The following is a 14,346-nucleotide window of genomic DNA, read 5'->3' as shown; positions in this document are numbered from 1 at the left end:
CCCAAGCGTTCGGCGAATGTCAGTTTGCCATTGCCGAATCAGCGCATCATCATGTCTGCGCACATCCAGCCGGAAATCATAAAGCGGCAATCTCCGCACAATCATGCTCTCAATAGCGAGATACGGCTTGATGCGATCCATTGCGAACCGGCGATCGAAACGCTTCCCAACAACCTGTAATTATTTGTTTTTGTGTAATTGGTGACGGTCTGCCGCAGCTCACGGGAGACCGTCAAATGGCGGAGAGGGTGGGATTCGAACCCACGGTACCCGTGAAGGCACGCCGCATTTCGAGTGCGGTACATTCGACCACTCTGCCACCTCTCCGCAGATTTCGTGCCGATTGACGCCTGATCGCGTCGCTGCACCGGTCGATGAGGGCGGGGCCTTAACCCAAGCGGTGCGACGACACAAGCACCAGCTTGTACGTCGCGTACAAAGCGTTAAATTAGCAGGCATGGAGCGTAGCCAACCAATATCCAATCCGCTGGAAACCGGCATTCCCGTACCAGCGATCACGCATGCGCGGTTCAATCTGGGCGATGTCGTTCGCCACCGCCTGTATGATTTTCGCGGCGTCATCTTCGATGTCGATCCCGTCTTCGCCAATAGCGAGGAATGGTATGATTCGATTCCCGAACATGCGCGCCCGTCCAAGGAGCAGCCTTTTTACCATATCCTCGCCGAAAACACCGATTCGAGCTATGTCGCCTATGTCAGTCAGCAGAACCTGATGAGCGACGACAGCGACGAGCCGGTGGACCATCCGGCGATCACCGGCCTGTTCGACAGCTATGCCGACGGTCGCTACACGCTTCGTCGCGAGCATCGCCACTAAACGACGCCTGGGTCCGGGCGGCTTTTTGCCCTGACCAAGCTTGACAAGGCGCGTGGCTTCGCATAGCCCGCGCCTTCATTTCCGCGTCGAGCATGCCTCCACGCGGACACACGCATTTGGAAGTGAAGAGGGCCATGTTCGCAGTCGTGCGCACGGGCGGCAAGCAATATCGCGTTGCCGCAGGAGACAAGATCGTCGTCGAAAAGATCGGCGGCGAAGCAGGTGATTCGATTACGCTGGACGACGTGCTCCTGGCGGGCGAAGGTAGCGATCTTAAGCCTACCGACGGGCTGACCGTTTCTGCCGAGATCATCGCGCAGGCGAAGGCCGAAAAGGTGATCGTGTTCAAGAAGCGCCGCCGGCACAATTATCGCCGCAAGAACGGCCATCGTCAGCAGCACACGATCCTGAAGATCACCGCTGTCGGTGGTGAGAAGAAGGCCAAGAAGGCGCCCGCCAAGAAGGCGGAAGCGACCGACGGCGACACCGCCGCCGCGTAAGGCCTTCAGCGAAGATTCGAGGAGTAGACTCACATGGCACATAAAAAAGCAGGCGGCTCTTCGCGTAACGGCCGCGATTCGGCAGGCCGTCGCCTTGGCGTGAAGAAATTCGGTGGTCAGGAAGTGATCGCCGGAAACATCATCGTGCGCCAGCGCGGTACCAAATTCTATCCGGGCGAAAATGTCGGCATGGGCAAGGACCATACCCTTTTTGCGCTTACTGACGGACGCGTTGCGTTCCGCGAAGGCAAGCTGGGCCGCAAATACGCGTCGGTACAGATTATGGCGGATGCCGCCGAATAACGGGTAACCGGCCGGGTTACCCACCAGGGTGACCCGGGTTCCACGCAGGAACCAGCAAAAAAGGGAGACGGGTCACCCCGGCTCCCTTTTTCTTGCTCCCTCCCCCCGCGTGGTCGCACGTCTGTCATCCCTGTATGGCATGCGGCGCACGCAACGACGAGGAGAGTTGCTGTGTTCGTTCGCACCAGGCGGCTGACGTTGCGCCCCGGTTGGATAGAAGATGCCCCCGAACTGGCGCGCGCCATCGGGCAATGGGGCGTGGTGAAGAATCTTTCGCGCGCACCCTGGCCCTATACGCTGGGCCATGCCGAAGCGTTTTTAGGCGCGCCCCACGCCCCGACAGAGGCGTTGCTGATCCTCGCTCCCGATATGTCCGGCGACCGGATAATTGGCGGCATCGGTCTTCGCCCGAATGAACACGACCGGTGGGAACTGGGCTATTGGCTGATCCCCGAAGCGCGCGGGAACGGCTATGCGGTGGAAGCGGCGCGCGGCCTGATCGACCATGCGCGCGAGGTGTTGCGGCTTCCGGAAATCGAAGCGGGATATGCCGTCGACAACATCGCCAGCGCACGCGTGCTCGATCGGCTGGGGTTCCGGCCGACAGGCGAGCGTTTGACCACGGCGTGCATGGCGCGGGGCGAGCCGGTGGAGACGGTAAGGATGCGCTATGCCGTTCCGCTCGCGTCATCCCCCGCCCCGGCCCGTATCGCCGCCTGACGCGCGTTTCCGCGCCCAAAAAGGTAGCGGCGCCGGATCACACCGCCTGCGGCTGGCCGGCCGCGGGCGAGCGTGGCAGGCGCGCATCCTGATAATCGCTGTCGACCAGCGCGATCAGCTGCCGGTCGTCATGCTTCCACGGGTGAAAGCCCGGCAGGAAGAATGACGCCCATGCGCCCAGTATCTTGCGCGCCATGCCGGGCCGGACAAATGCATAGCGGAACAACCGCCATTTAACGCCCGGCCCGGTCATTCCATCCTGCGCCAGCAGATCAAGCATGCCTTGTGCGCGGCCGCGAAAAAATCGCGCTGTCACTATCAGCATCACGATCGCCTTCACCTTCCACCGCCGCCACCGGCTCCAGTCACGGGTGGCGTACAGCCAAGTGTCATAGGCAACGCCCTTATGCTCGATCTCCTCGATCGCGTGCCAGCGCCACAGATCGGCCGCGGCCTGATCGGCGCCCGCCAGATGCCGGGGATCGGCGATCAGTTCATTCGCGATGATCGCGGTAAAATGTTCAAGACACATCGTGGCGGCCAGATTCGCGATTGGCGGCCGCCCCCTGGTCAATGCGATTTCGTCATCGACCCGTTTTTCAAGTCGGCTGATGTCATAGCCTTGATCGACCACATGCCGGTTGAACGCGACATGTTCGCGGGTGTGCATCACTTCCTGCTGCACGAAGGACTTTATCTCGCGCGCCAGTCGCGGCGAGGCGCCGTCGCGAAACTGGCGAACCGAATCGATGAAGAACCCCTCCCCCTTGGGAAAGGTAACCGACAATGCGTTGTAAAAGGCGCTGGCATAGGGATCGCCGTTCGCCCACCAGCGGCGATAGCGCTCTTCACGCCCGAAACGCTGGTCGCGCGGGGTGATGGTCAGATCGGTCGGAGTTTTTGCCTTCGCCATATTTTTCCTCCAAACAGGCAATTCGGCATTGTGCTTACACCGATGTAGATAGCCTTACTTACAATAATGTCAATTATTCGCAAACGCCTCACCCCGGAAGAATCGCGGCTCGCCGCGCTCGATGCCGCGCGTGCCTTGCTGATCGAAGACGGGCCGCAGGCGGTGACGTTGAAAGCGGTCGCAGCCCGTATCGGGCGCACCCATGCGAACCTGCTTCATCATTTCGGATCGGCCGCGGGGCTGCAAAAAGCGCTGATCGAGATGATGGCGAACGCGATCACCGCTAAAATCGCCGCCGCCGCACTGAAGGCGCGCGATTCCGATCAGGATCCGCGCGAAGTGGTGGACCTTACCTTCGACGCCTTTGACAAGGAAGGCGCCGCGCAGCTTGCGAGCTGGATGATACTTTCGGGCAATCAGGATGCGCTCAATCCCATTCTTGAAGCGATCCACCGGCTGGTGAACGAACTAAGCGTCGAACTCGACGAAGGGGCGCGCACGGGACGCCCGATTCATGAAGAGACGCTGCAACTGGTCCTGATGGCACTCGGCGATGCCTTGCTGGGAGCGCCGATGGCGCGCGCGCTGGGGCTGCCGCGCGAAAAGGCGCGCGACCTCGCCTGTTCCGCGTTGCTCGCCGAACGTCGTGAGCCGGTCTGACCGGCATTATCCCATCTGGCACGAACGAAACCGTGCGCTTCCTCCCTTCCCCACTGGCGAAATCGCTGGTCATCGCTAGATAGCGGCACATGCATTTTCTGGATCAGGCCAAGATCTACGTTCGTTCGGGCACCGGCGGCCCGGGCGCCGTGAGTTTCCGGCGCGAAAAATATATCGAATATGGCGGCCCCGACGGCGGTGACGGCGGCAAGGGCGGCGACATCGTGTTCGAAGCGGTGCCCGGCCTCAATACGCTGATCGACTTTCGCTATACCCAGCATTTCCGCGCCCAGCGCGGCAAGGGCGGCGCGGGCCAGAACAAGACCGGCGCGGGCGGCAACGATCTTGTCATCAAGGTTCCGGTCGGCACACAGGTGCTGAGCGAGGACAAGGACCATGTGCTGATGGACTTCACGCGCGTGGGCGAGCGCAAGGTGTTTCTGCGCGGCGGCGATGGCGGTCGCGGCAATATGAGCTATAAAAGCTCCACCAACCGCGCGCCGCGCCAGCATGGCACCGGCTGGCCCGGCGAAGAGGCCTGGCTGTGGCTGCGCCTGAAACTGCTTGCCGATGCGGGCCTTGTCGGCCTTCCCAATGCGGGCAAATCGACCTTCATCAACGCGGTCACCAATGCCAAGGCGAAGGTCGGCGATTACGCTTTCACCACCACCCGGCCACAATTGGGCGTGGTCAAACACCGGAATCGCGAGTTCGTCATCGCCGACATTCCCGGATTGATCGAGGGCGCGGCAGATGGCGCCGGTATCGGCGACCGGTTTCTGGGGCACATCGAACGCTGTCAGGTGTTGCTCCATCTGGTCGATGCGCATGGCGACGATCCGGCGACTGCCTATCGCACCGTGCGCGCCGAACTGGAGGCCTATGGCGCGGACCTTGCCGACAAGCGGGAGGTGATTGCCCTGAATAAGGCCGATTTGCTTGACGAGGAACTCACCGAAGCGTTGAGCGCTGAATTGGCGGAGGCCAGCGGGGCTGAGGTCCTGCCCCTGTCCGGCGCGACCGGTCAGGGTGCCGCGGCCGTGCTCGACCGGCTAATCGCCGCGATCGACCCTGCCGCGCCGGACGATATCGACGACGATGACGGCGAGGAACCGGTTGAATGGTCCCCTGTCTGAATCGCATAATGGTACTGAATAAAATTACAGGAGGCCCTGCTTGAACGAAGCGGACCGTTTTTCGCCCAAACGCTGCCCCCGGCTGATCGTAAAGGTCGGCTCGGCCTTGATCGTGGATCAGGACGGAGAAGTGCGCGAGGCATGGCTGAGGACCCTGGTTCACGACATTGCCGAACGACGCAAACAGGGACAGGAAGTCGCAGTGGTCAGTTCCGGCGCGATCGCCATCGGCGCACGCCGGCTGGGCCTTCCCGGCGGCGGTCGCAACAGCCTGGAAGATGCGCAGGCATCGGCCGCGCGCGGCCAGATCGCGCTTGCACAGGTCTGGGCCGGATTGCTCGATGAAAAAGACCTTCAGGCCGCGCAGGTGCTGGTCACGCTGGGCGATCTGGAGGATCGGCGACGCTATCTGAACGCCTCGGCGACGCTGGCGCGCCTGCTATCGCTCGACGTCATTCCGATCGTGAACGAAAATGATACGGTCGCGACCGAACGCATCCGCTTTGGCGACAACGACCGGCTGGCTGCGCGCGTGGCGCAGGCGGCGAATGGCGACGGCGTGATCCTGCTGTCCGATGTCGACGGGCTGTACGACAAGAACCCGACCCATCATGACGATGCGCAGTTCATCCCGGTCATCCGCAACATCGACGATATCGAAGGAATGGCGGATGCGCGTTCGGCTTCCGGCATGGGATCGGGCGGCATGGTTTCGAAGATCGAGGCGGCGCGGATCGCCACCACGGTGGGCGCCGATCTCGCCATCGTATCGGGCCATCCCGATCACGCGCTTCAGGCATTTGCCGATACCGGGCGCGGCAGCGTCTTCGTCGGCGAAGGCACTGCCGGCGCGCGCAAGGCGTGGCTGGCCGGCGGTCTGACCGATGAAGGCGTCGTCATTATCGATCAGGGCGCGGTGAAGGCATTGCAGAACGGCAACAGCCTGCTCCCCGCCGGCGCGATCCGGATCGAGGGCAAGTTCCAGCGCGGCGATCTGGTTACCATCGTCGATTCGAAGCATAACAAGATCGCGCGCGGACTGGTCGAATATGACTATGTCGACGCCGCGCGGATCATCGGCCGGCGCAGTGAGGATATTCCGCGCATCTTGGGCTATGCCCCGCGCTCCGCACTGGTGCACCGCAGCCATATGGCGGTGCTTTGATTTTCGGGTATTGTCCCGTTCGGGCAGCGGCCTCGGCGGCGTGACTACGCTCGCCATTACCGGCGGTACGGGGTTCGTCGGCGGGCACCTGATCGACATCGCGCTGGCGAAGGGGCACGGCGTACGCGCGCTCACCCGGCGAGACCAGCCGCCGCGCGAGGGCGTGGCATGGGTGCACGGGGCGCTGGATCAACCCCGATCGCTGGCGGACCTTGTCGCCAGCGCCGACGCCGTCATCCATGTCGCGGGCGTGGTGAACGCATCGGATCGCGCCGGATTCGCGCGGGGGAATATAGAGGGTACGCGTGCAATTCTCACAGCTGCGCAGGATCAGGGCGTATCCCGCTTCGTGCACGTCTCCTCCCTCGCGGCGCGTGAACCCGCGCTTTCCGATTATGGCTGGTCGAAGGCGGAGGCGGAGGCGCTGGTTCGCGCATCGCCGCTCGAGTGGACGATCGTTCGGCCGCCCGCCATCTACGGCCCCGGCGACAGCGAAATGCTCGACCTGTTCCGGCTAGCGAAACGCCATCTGGCGCTGCTGCCCCCAGGCGGGCGGCTGTCGGTGCTCCATGTGCGCGATCTGTCCCGCCTGTTGCTGGCGCTGACCCGGCAAAAAGGCCCACGTGACACGCTCGATCCCGATGACGGTGTGCCAAATGGGTGGAGCCATCGCGGCTTCGCTCACGCGATCGGAACCGCAGTGGGACGGAGCGTCCTCGCCCTCTCCTGCCCGCGCTGGACATTGATGGCAGGGGCACGGATCGACCGGTTGGTGCGCGGGTCCCATGCAAAGCTGACCCCCGATCGCGCGGCCTATTTCTGCCACGACGACTGGGTGGCCAATCCCGCCAACCGCCCCGCCCCGGACCTGTGGAAACCGGACATTGCGACCGCGCAGGGGCTTGCCGAGACGGCGCAATGGTATAGGGCGCAGGGCCTGTTGTAATCCGCGCCGAAATGGCGCCGCATTTGCCTGCCAACCACGTTGGCGACACGAAAGACGAGCAAGGAAAACGCATGAGCGACCGCCAGCAAGTTTTCGACAAGGTCAAAAGCCTGATCGAACCGTTCAACAAAAAGGGCGTGGCCCTTGCCGAAAGCACGACCTTTGCCGGCGACCTTGAATGGGACAGCCTGACGGTCATGGATTTCGTCGCGGCGATCGAGGATGAATTCGACATCATCATCACCATGAACATGCAGGCAGAGATCGAAAATGTCGGTCAGCTGGTTGATGCGGTAGAGAAGCTGAAAAACCAGTGAAACCGTTTGCCCTGACCGTGTCCAGGGGCAGCCCTTTCATGCTAACCGGCCGTTGAATTGAATGCAGGGCAAAAACAGGCTCAGCACGAACGGTTTAGGAATGTGACCCAATGACCGAAGCCACCGCAGCCGCGCACCAGACGCCGGAACATCCGGAGCGGGTTGCCCCCGAAACGGATCTGATGAGCAAGTTCGATCGGCTGATCGCCGAACGGCAGGCGCTGCTCGATTCGGGCGTTACCGACCCCTTCGCGATCGTGATGGAGCAGGTAAAGTCCCCCACCGAAGCGGTGATTGCTGGCAAGGACACGATCCTGCTCGGCACCTACAACTATATGGGCATGACCTTCGATCCGGACGTCATTCAGGCGGGCAAGGACGCGCTCGACCAGTTTGGATCGGGCACCAATGGCAGCCGAATGCTCAACGGCACGTTCCGCGACCATATGGCGGTAGAACAGGCGCTGCGCGACTTTTACGGCATGTCCGGCGCGATCGTTTTTTCGACCGGCTACATGGCCAATCTGGGCATGATTTCCACGCTGGCTGGCAAGGGCGAATATGTCATCCTCGACGCCGACAGCCATGCCTCGATCTATGATGGCTGCGCGCAGGGCAATGCGGAGATCGTGCGGTTCCGCCACAATTCGGTCGAGGATCTCGACAAGCGGCTCGGCCGCCTGCCAAAGGAGCCGGGCAAGCTGGTGGTGCTTGAGGGCGTCTATTCGATGCTCGGCGATATCGCACCGCTGAAGGAAATGGTCGCAGTCGCCAAAAAGCATGGCGCGATGGTGCTGGTCGATGAAGCGCATTCGATGGGCTTTTTCGGCCCCAACGGCCGCGGCGTGTATGAAGATCAGGGACTGGAAGGTCAGGTCGATTTCGTCGTCGGCACCTTTTCCAAATCGGTCGGCACGGTCGGCGGCTTCTGCGTATCGAACCATCCCAAGTTCGAGGCGATCCGCCTCGCCTGCCGCCCTTATATCTTCACCGCATCGCTGCCGCCCAGCGTGGTCGCGACGGCCGAAGCGTCGATCCGCAAGCTTATGCACGCGCATAACAAGCGGCAACATCTTTGGGAAAATGCGAAACGTCTTCACGGCGGCCTCACCCAAATGGGTTTCCGCCTCGGCACCGAAAAGCCAGACAGCGCCATCATCGCGGTGATGCTCGACGATCAGGAACAGGCGGTGGCAATGTGGCAGGCGCTGCTCGACAACGGCCTGTATGTAAACATGGCGCGTCCGCCGGCGACGCCCGCCGGAACCTATCTGCTGCGCTGCTCTCTGTGCGCCGAACACAGCGCGGATCAGATCGATCGGGTGCTCGCCATGTTCCAGGCGGCTGGCAAGGCGACCGGCGTGCTTTCCTGACCTCCTCCGGCGCGCCGCCTCTACAAGGGGTGACGCGCCGACCGCCCCCGGCTATAGCGGGCATTCCTGCTTTCAGCCGCTTTTCGCGAAGGGCATCCGCACACGCCGATGAAGTCGATCGACCGTTACATGGCCCGGCTGATCGCGGTGCCGCTGTTTTCCACGCTCATCATCGCGGCGATGCTGCTGGTGCTCGACCGGATGCGCCGCCTGTTCGACTTTGTCGCGACCGAAGGCGGCCCGGTGAACGTCGTGTGGAAGATGCTGGCCAATCTGATGCCCGAATATCTGGGCCTTGGCATTCCGATCGGGCTGATGCTCGGCACGCTGCTCGCCTTTCGAAAACTCGCCACTACGTCCGAACTCGACGTGCTGCGCGCGGTGGGCATGGGCTATGGTCGCCTGATGCGCATGCCCTATGTCTATGCGCTGGCGCTTGCGCTGCTCAATCTCGGCATTGTCGGCTTCGTTCAGCCCTGGGCGCGGTATAATTATGAAGAGCTTCGTTTCGACCTGCGGTCTGGCGCATTGGGCGCAGCGATCAAGGTCGGCGAATTCACCAGTTTCGGCGACCGGATGACGCTACGCATCGAACAGAGCCGCGACAATGGCGCGAACCTTTCGGGCATTTTCGTCAATACGATCCAGAAGGATGGAAGCTGGGTGACGGTGACCGCCGAAAAGGGCCAGTTTCTTGCCATCGACGATCCCGACACGATCATCTTTCGCCTGACCAACGGAACGCTGGTCAACAAATCCCCAGATTTCGGCAATCCGCGCGTGCTGACCTTTACCCAGCACGATCTTCCGATCCCGCTGCCCGCGATGGGGGATTTCCGCGCGCGCGGGAACGACAATCGCGAACTCACCCTGCCCCAGCTGTGGCAGGTGGGCCATGATCCGGCGCGAAGCGCCGAAATGCGCAGCGCCTCGCTTGCCGATTTTCATTTCCGGCTGGTCGAGGCGATGACGATATTCCTGCTGCCCATGCTGGCGGTCGCGCTGGGCGTGCCCCCCAAACGGTCGACATCGGCGCTGGGCGTCTTCCTGTCGATCGTGATGATCGTGACCTATCACAAGATCAACGAATATGCGCAGGATTTCGGGAGTCTCGGCCGGGTGAATCCGTTCTTCGCGCTATGGGGCCCGTTCGCGCTGTTCAGCGCACTGGTCGGATGGATGTATCATGTCGTGGCGCATGTTCCCGGCGGACAACCGATCGGCGCGCTGGAAAAATGGTTCGGCAAGCTGGCGAAGATGCTCGTCCGCCTGCTGCCAGGTCGCAAAAAGGCTGACGCATGACGCTGCCCAGCCTGTTCCCCTCACGCACCGTCAGCCTGTATATGGCGCGGCTGTTCCTGGTCCGCACCTTTGCGATTCTGGCCGGGCTGGTGCTCATTCTGCAAACGCTCGACCTGCTCAGCGAATCGGCATCTATTCTGGGGCATCCGGGCAACGGACAGGCGCAGGTGTGGCATTATGTCACGCTGCGCGTTCCGCAACTGATCGCCACTTTCCTGCCCTATGCGGTATTGCTGGGCACGATCATCACGCTTTCGACGCTCAACCAGAATAGCGAGATCATCGCGCTGAAATCTTCGGGGCTTTCGGCGCATCAGGTGCTTGCGCCGCTGCTCCTTGCGAGCCTTGGTATTGCCATCGTCTCTTTCGCTTTCAATGACCGCGTGGTGTCGCGCGCTTCCGCGACGCTCGACCAGTGGCAAAAGGTCGATTACGGGCCGGTGCCGCGATCGCGCGACGAACGCAGCAATGTGTGGGTGCGCGACGGCAACAATCTGGTGCGCGCGCTTGGTGTGGAAGGCCGCGGTGCCGACACGCGCCTGTCGCAAATCACGGTCTTCCGCCGCGATGGCGGGTCGTTGAAACAGATCGTCTTCGCCCCCAGCGGCGAGCGGCAGGACGATCGCTGGATTCTGAACAACGCGGTCGTGTTCGACATCGCGTCGCGAACGCGCACCCGATTGAATCATGTTAGCTTTGGCGAGGAAATCCGCCCCGATCAGTTCACCCTGGGCAATATCAACGCCGACGGCATGTCGTTCGGCGAATTGAAAACGGCGATCAACGACCTTGAACAGGCCGGGCGACCGACCGAGGATTTGCGCGGCACATTGTGGCACAAATTGTCCGGCCCGCTATCGGCCGTGCTGATGCCATTGCTCGGCGCGGTGGCGGGTTTCGGACTGGCGCGATCGGGCCGCTTGTTCGTGCGCGCCGTGATCGGCATGGCGCTCGGCTTTGCCTATTTCGTGGCGGACAATTTCGCGCTGGCGATGGGCAATATCGGCGCATATCCGCCCTTCCTCGCCGCGTGGGCACCGTTCCTGCTGTTCCTGCTGGTGGGCGAAGCGGTGCTGTTCCGAACCGAAGAATAGTCCCGGCCATGCGAGCCAGACTAGCATAAAAGCCCAGCGACACTCCTGGCGTAGAACTTGTTTCAGTCGGAAAAATTCTGCGCCTGGATCACCTTGTATCGTCATCGCGAGGAGCGAAGCGCCGCCGCGCCGACAGTCACCGATATAGGCGAGCGCCCGATTGCCGTGGCCCTTCGCTGGGGCTCAGCCCCATACAGCGTAGTATTACCTTATTGTCCGCCGCGAAGGCTGCTGACGATCAGTCGCCGGGCAAGCACCGGCAGCCCGCTATGACTCGACTTGTGATAGGGCGATTCAGGCTCCAGCGCGGCCGACAGGCGACGATGCGCCTCCCCCAGCGAATGATAGGGCAGCCCGGGCAGCAGGTGATGCAACGCGTGATAGCGCAGCCCCACCGGTGCCCATAGCATCGGCAGCAGGGCGGGCGGCGGTACATTGACCGAATCGAGATATTGCGCCGTCACGCTCATCGCTTCGCCTTCATTTTCCCACAGATGCGCGACCAGCGTGCGAACCTGATTGATGACGGCAACGCCCGACACGACCGCCAGCATCACCAGAAACGCGCGCAGCGGCAGTACGCCGGTCACCACCAGCCCTACCAGGGTGATGGCCCATATCGCGCAAGCGGTTTCCAGCCGGTTCCACCAACGCCTGAAATCACCTTCCGGCGGGCGGCGTTTGAATTGCGGATTGATCGAAAGCGCGGAATAGCGCTCCACTACCTGTTTGCGCAGCGCGGGAAATACCAGCGAGAGCGGCGAAAGAATGGCGTAGCGGATCAGGAAGCCGATCGGAGCAAGCGCCGAAACCAGCACGAAAGTAGGCAGCGTCCACGGCTTCATCAGCGCAAGCGGCAGATATTCGGGGTCCTCCACCGTACCGTAGCGCGTGCGGGCATGGTGCAGGCTGTGCACATCTTCATACATGAACGACGGGGTGAGCATTGGAATACCGACCAGCAGGTTCCAGCCGATATGGAAACCGGGCAGGCGGCTGGACCTGATATGGGTAAGTTCATGGATGAAGCTGATCGCACGATAGAGCGCCAGTACCGCCACCACGCCGGCGACGATGGCCCATCCCGTATGCGAATGCGTCGCGGCCAGATACAGCGCGGCATAGCCGATCCCCGCCGAAGCGATCAGATCGGTCCAGTAGATGCCGGCACGCGGCGTATTGATGTCACGCGACACCTCCGCCGCCTTGCGCAGCATGGCGTGATCGTCGGACGAACGGACCGTCGAAGGCCGGGTTGCGGCCTGACGCGGGGCGACCTGCGCGCCGCCGTTAAGACGAAGTGAGCTTTCCATGGCAGTCATAGCTATTCAAAGATAGTGGCGATACAGAGGCATTTACAGGTCACCCGCCGGGCCTTGCCCCACAATCGCGTATGTACGCCGCCCGTACCGGTGCGCCATCGCCTTGACAGCGCGCGCCAAGGGGCGGAAGCCGCCATCAACCACAGCAAGGGCAATCAGCAAACGTGACCAGCGATATTTCCATCCGCCCGGTCGCCACCAAGGCGGATCGCAAGGCGTTTATCGACCTGACCTACCGGATCAATGCCGCCGATCCCAATTGGGTGCCGCCGTTGAAGGGCGAAGCCTATGGCGCGATCGACCCCGACAAGAATGGATGGTTCAGCCATGCCGAGGCGCAGCTGTTCCTTGCCGAGCATGGCGGAAAGGTCGTGGGACGGATTTCGGCGCATCTCGACACGCTGGCGCTCACCATGCCGCTGGAGCAGGGCTTTGGTTCGGGCACCGGCTTTTGGGGCCTGTTCGAAGCGGAAGACGCGCAAAGTGCCGTCGCGCTGATCGAACGTGCCGAACAATGGTTGCGCGAAAAGGGGATGAACCGCGCGCTGGGACCGGTCAGCATGTCGATCTGGGAAGAGCCGGGGCTGTTGATAAAGGGGCACGACCACGCTCCCACCGTGATGATGGGGCATCATCGACCCGAATATCAGGCATGGATCGAGGCGGCGGGCTATACCCCCGCGAAGCAGCTTCTGACCTATGAACTGGACATCACCCAGGAACTGCCGCCGATCGTCCAGCGGATCATCAAATCGGGCGAGAAGAATGAGCGCATCCGCGTGCGTCGCGTCGACAAATCGAAATTCGATCAGGAGGCCGCGACCATCCTCGCGATCCTGAACGACGCCTGGGCCGATAATTGGGGCTTCGTCCCGCTTACCCAGCCGGAAATCGATGACGTCGGGAAGAAGCTGAAGCCGATCGTTTTCGAGGACCTTATCATGATCGCCGAACTGGACGGCGAACCGGTGGCGTTCATGATCACGCTTCCTGACCTGAACGAAGCGATCAAGCCGCTAAACGGTTCGCTGCTGCCCTTTGGCTGGGCAAAGCTGCTATGGTGGCTTCGCAAGCCGAAGGTGCGCACGATGCGGGTGCCGCTGATGGGCGTGGTGAAGCGGCTGCAATCTTCCCGAATGGCGAGCCAACTCGCCTTTATGATGATCGAATATATCCGCCGCGCATCCGTCGACGTCTATGGCGCAAAACGGGGCGAGATCGGGTGGATTCTCGACGACAATCAGGGGATGGTCGCGATCGCCGAGACCATCGAAAGCCGGATCAACCGCGTCTATCAGATCTACGAAAAGGCGCTTTGAGCGGCTGGATGAACCTATAGAATCTCGCCGTCCTCGCCGCCCTTTTCGGCAAGGACGGCACCGATGGTTTCGAACAGCGCGTCCATCGCAACCGGCTTGAACAACACTTCGTCGGCCCCCGCCTTCAGGCAGCGTTCGCGCAAATCGACCGCCGTATCGGCCGTGACCACGATGATCGGCAGATCGCGCTTGGCATCGTCGCGCGCGCGGATATGGCGGATCGCCTCGAACCCGTCCATTCCGGGCATGCGAAGGTCGACCAGGATCACGTCGAAATCCTCCGCATCGATTTTCGCAAGGCCGATATCGGCGAGTTCCGCCTCGGCCATATGTGCGCCTGCGACGTCAAGCATGTCGCGCACTACCCGGCGGTTCATCGGGTCGTCTTCGATGAAAAGTACGTTCACCGTTCTGGTGGTCCGATGGCTGTGTGTTTGT

The 14,346-nt window shown here is 62.0% G+C and carries 17 protein-coding genes and 1 tRNA gene; 14 read left to right on the top strand and 4 right to left on the bottom strand.

What is annotated here, in order from left to right; translation table 11 throughout:
* Positions 1-51 precede the first annotated feature (51 nt).
* On the top strand, positions 52-180 hold the full coding sequence (locus tag KY084_RS16575) for a hypothetical protein (protein ID WP_281421887.1): 129 nt from the start codon (positions 52-54) through the stop codon (positions 178-180).
* A 57-nt stretch (positions 181-237) separates the two neighbouring features.
* Here the strand turns inward: KY084_RS16575 and KY084_RS05815 are convergent.
* Positions 238-327: transfer RNA gene (locus KY084_RS05815), tRNA-Ser, on the bottom strand.
* A gap of 130 nt (positions 328-457) precedes the next feature.
* Between KY084_RS05815 and hspQ the strand changes: the two genes are divergently transcribed.
* The 4 genes from hspQ to KY084_RS05795 all read left to right on the top strand — a co-directional run bounded on the left by hspQ (position 458) and on the right by KY084_RS05795 (position 2,361).
* Positions 458-838, top strand: a complete 381-nt coding sequence (gene hspQ / locus KY084_RS05810; protein ID WP_219237504.1) for a heat shock protein HspQ — start codon at positions 458-460, stop codon at positions 836-838.
* A gap of 134 nt (positions 839-972) precedes the next feature.
* Complete coding sequence (gene rplU / locus KY084_RS05805; protein WP_219237503.1) at positions 973-1,338, top strand: 50S ribosomal protein L21; 366 nt, start codon at positions 973-975, stop codon at positions 1,336-1,338.
* A gap of 33 nt (positions 1,339-1,371) precedes the next feature.
* On the top strand, positions 1,372-1,641 hold the full coding sequence (gene rpmA, locus KY084_RS05800) for a 50S ribosomal protein L27 (RefSeq protein ID WP_219237502.1): 270 nt from the start codon (positions 1,372-1,374) through the stop codon (positions 1,639-1,641).
* A gap of 171 nt (positions 1,642-1,812) precedes the next feature.
* A complete protein-coding gene (locus tag KY084_RS05795) occupies positions 1,813-2,361 on the top strand; it encodes a GNAT family N-acetyltransferase (RefSeq protein ID WP_343227960.1) in 549 nt (182 codons plus the stop codon).
* Positions 2,362-2,398: 37 nt separating this feature from the next.
* On the opposite strand, the gene KY084_RS05790 is transcribed toward KY084_RS05795, so the two are convergent.
* Complete coding sequence (locus KY084_RS05790) at positions 2,399-3,274, bottom strand: metal-dependent hydrolase (RefSeq protein WP_219237501.1); 876 nt, start codon at positions 3,272-3,274, stop codon at positions 2,399-2,401.
* A gap of 66 nt (positions 3,275-3,340) precedes the next feature.
* On the opposite strand from KY084_RS05790, the gene KY084_RS05785 reads away from it, so the two are divergent.
* From KY084_RS05785 to lptG, 8 genes are all read left to right on the top strand, one after another.
* On the top strand, positions 3,341-3,934 hold the full coding sequence (locus tag KY084_RS05785) for a TetR/AcrR family transcriptional regulator (protein WP_219237500.1): 594 nt from the start codon (positions 3,341-3,343) through the stop codon (positions 3,932-3,934).
* 89 nt (positions 3,935-4,023) lie between these two features.
* Positions 4,024-5,070: a GTPase ObgE gene (obgE, locus tag KY084_RS05780; protein WP_219237499.1), complete on the top strand. Its 1,047-nt coding sequence runs from the start codon at positions 4,024-4,026 to the stop codon at positions 5,068-5,070.
* Between the two features lie 40 nt (positions 5,071-5,110).
* On the top strand, positions 5,111-6,235 hold the full coding sequence (gene proB / locus KY084_RS05775; protein ID WP_219237498.1) for a glutamate 5-kinase: 1,125 nt from the start codon (positions 5,111-5,113) through the stop codon (positions 6,233-6,235).
* A gap of 40 nt (positions 6,236-6,275) precedes the next feature.
* Positions 6,276-7,181, top strand: a complete 906-nt coding sequence (locus KY084_RS05770; RefSeq protein ID WP_219237672.1) for an NAD-dependent epimerase/dehydratase family protein — start codon at positions 6,276-6,278, stop codon at positions 7,179-7,181.
* A gap of 71 nt (positions 7,182-7,252) precedes the next feature.
* Complete coding sequence (locus KY084_RS05765; RefSeq protein WP_219237497.1) at positions 7,253-7,498, top strand: acyl carrier protein; 246 nt, start codon at positions 7,253-7,255, stop codon at positions 7,496-7,498.
* A 110-nt stretch (positions 7,499-7,608) separates the two neighbouring features.
* Positions 7,609-8,871: a serine palmitoyltransferase gene (gene spt, locus KY084_RS05760; RefSeq protein WP_219237496.1), complete on the top strand. Its 1,263-nt coding sequence runs from the start codon at positions 7,609-7,611 to the stop codon at positions 8,869-8,871.
* Positions 8,872-8,979: 108 nt separating this feature from the next.
* Positions 8,980-10,173 carry an LPS export ABC transporter permease LptF gene (gene lptF / locus KY084_RS05755; protein ID WP_219237495.1) on the top strand — a complete coding sequence of 398 codons (1,194 nt, stop codon included), beginning with the start codon at positions 8,980-8,982 and terminating at the stop codon, positions 10,171-10,173.
* Positions 10,170-11,267, top strand: a complete 1,098-nt coding sequence (lptG, locus tag KY084_RS05750; protein WP_219237494.1) for an LPS export ABC transporter permease LptG — start codon at positions 10,170-10,172, stop codon at positions 11,265-11,267. Before lptF ends, lptG begins: the two co-directional genes overlap by 4 nt.
* Positions 11,268-11,476: 209 nt before the next feature.
* On the opposite strand, the gene KY084_RS05745 is transcribed toward lptG, so the two are convergent.
* Positions 11,477-12,580 carry a fatty acid desaturase family protein gene (locus KY084_RS05745; RefSeq protein ID WP_219237493.1) on the bottom strand — a complete coding sequence of 368 codons (1,104 nt, stop codon included), beginning with the start codon at positions 12,578-12,580 and terminating at the stop codon, positions 11,477-11,479.
* A 173-nt stretch (positions 12,581-12,753) separates the two neighbouring features.
* On the opposite strand from KY084_RS05745, the gene KY084_RS05740 reads away from it, so the two are divergent.
* Positions 12,754-13,908: an N-acetyltransferase gene (locus KY084_RS05740; RefSeq protein WP_219237492.1), complete on the top strand. Its 1,155-nt coding sequence runs from the start codon at positions 12,754-12,756 to the stop codon at positions 13,906-13,908.
* Between the two features lie 14 nt (positions 13,909-13,922).
* On the opposite strand, the gene KY084_RS05735 is transcribed toward KY084_RS05740, so the two are convergent.
* On the bottom strand, positions 13,923-14,315 hold the full coding sequence (locus KY084_RS05735; RefSeq protein ID WP_219237491.1) for a response regulator: 393 nt from the start codon (positions 14,313-14,315) through the stop codon (positions 13,923-13,925).
* Between the last annotated feature and the right edge of the window lie 31 nt (positions 14,316-14,346).

Source organism: Stakelama flava (assembly GCF_019351405.1).
GTDB lineage: Bacteria > Pseudomonadota > Alphaproteobacteria > Sphingomonadales > Sphingomonadaceae > Sphingomonas > Sphingomonas flava_A.
The sequence above is the reverse complement of the archived record's forward strand: the minus strand, read 5'-3'. Positions and strand labels throughout refer to the sequence as shown.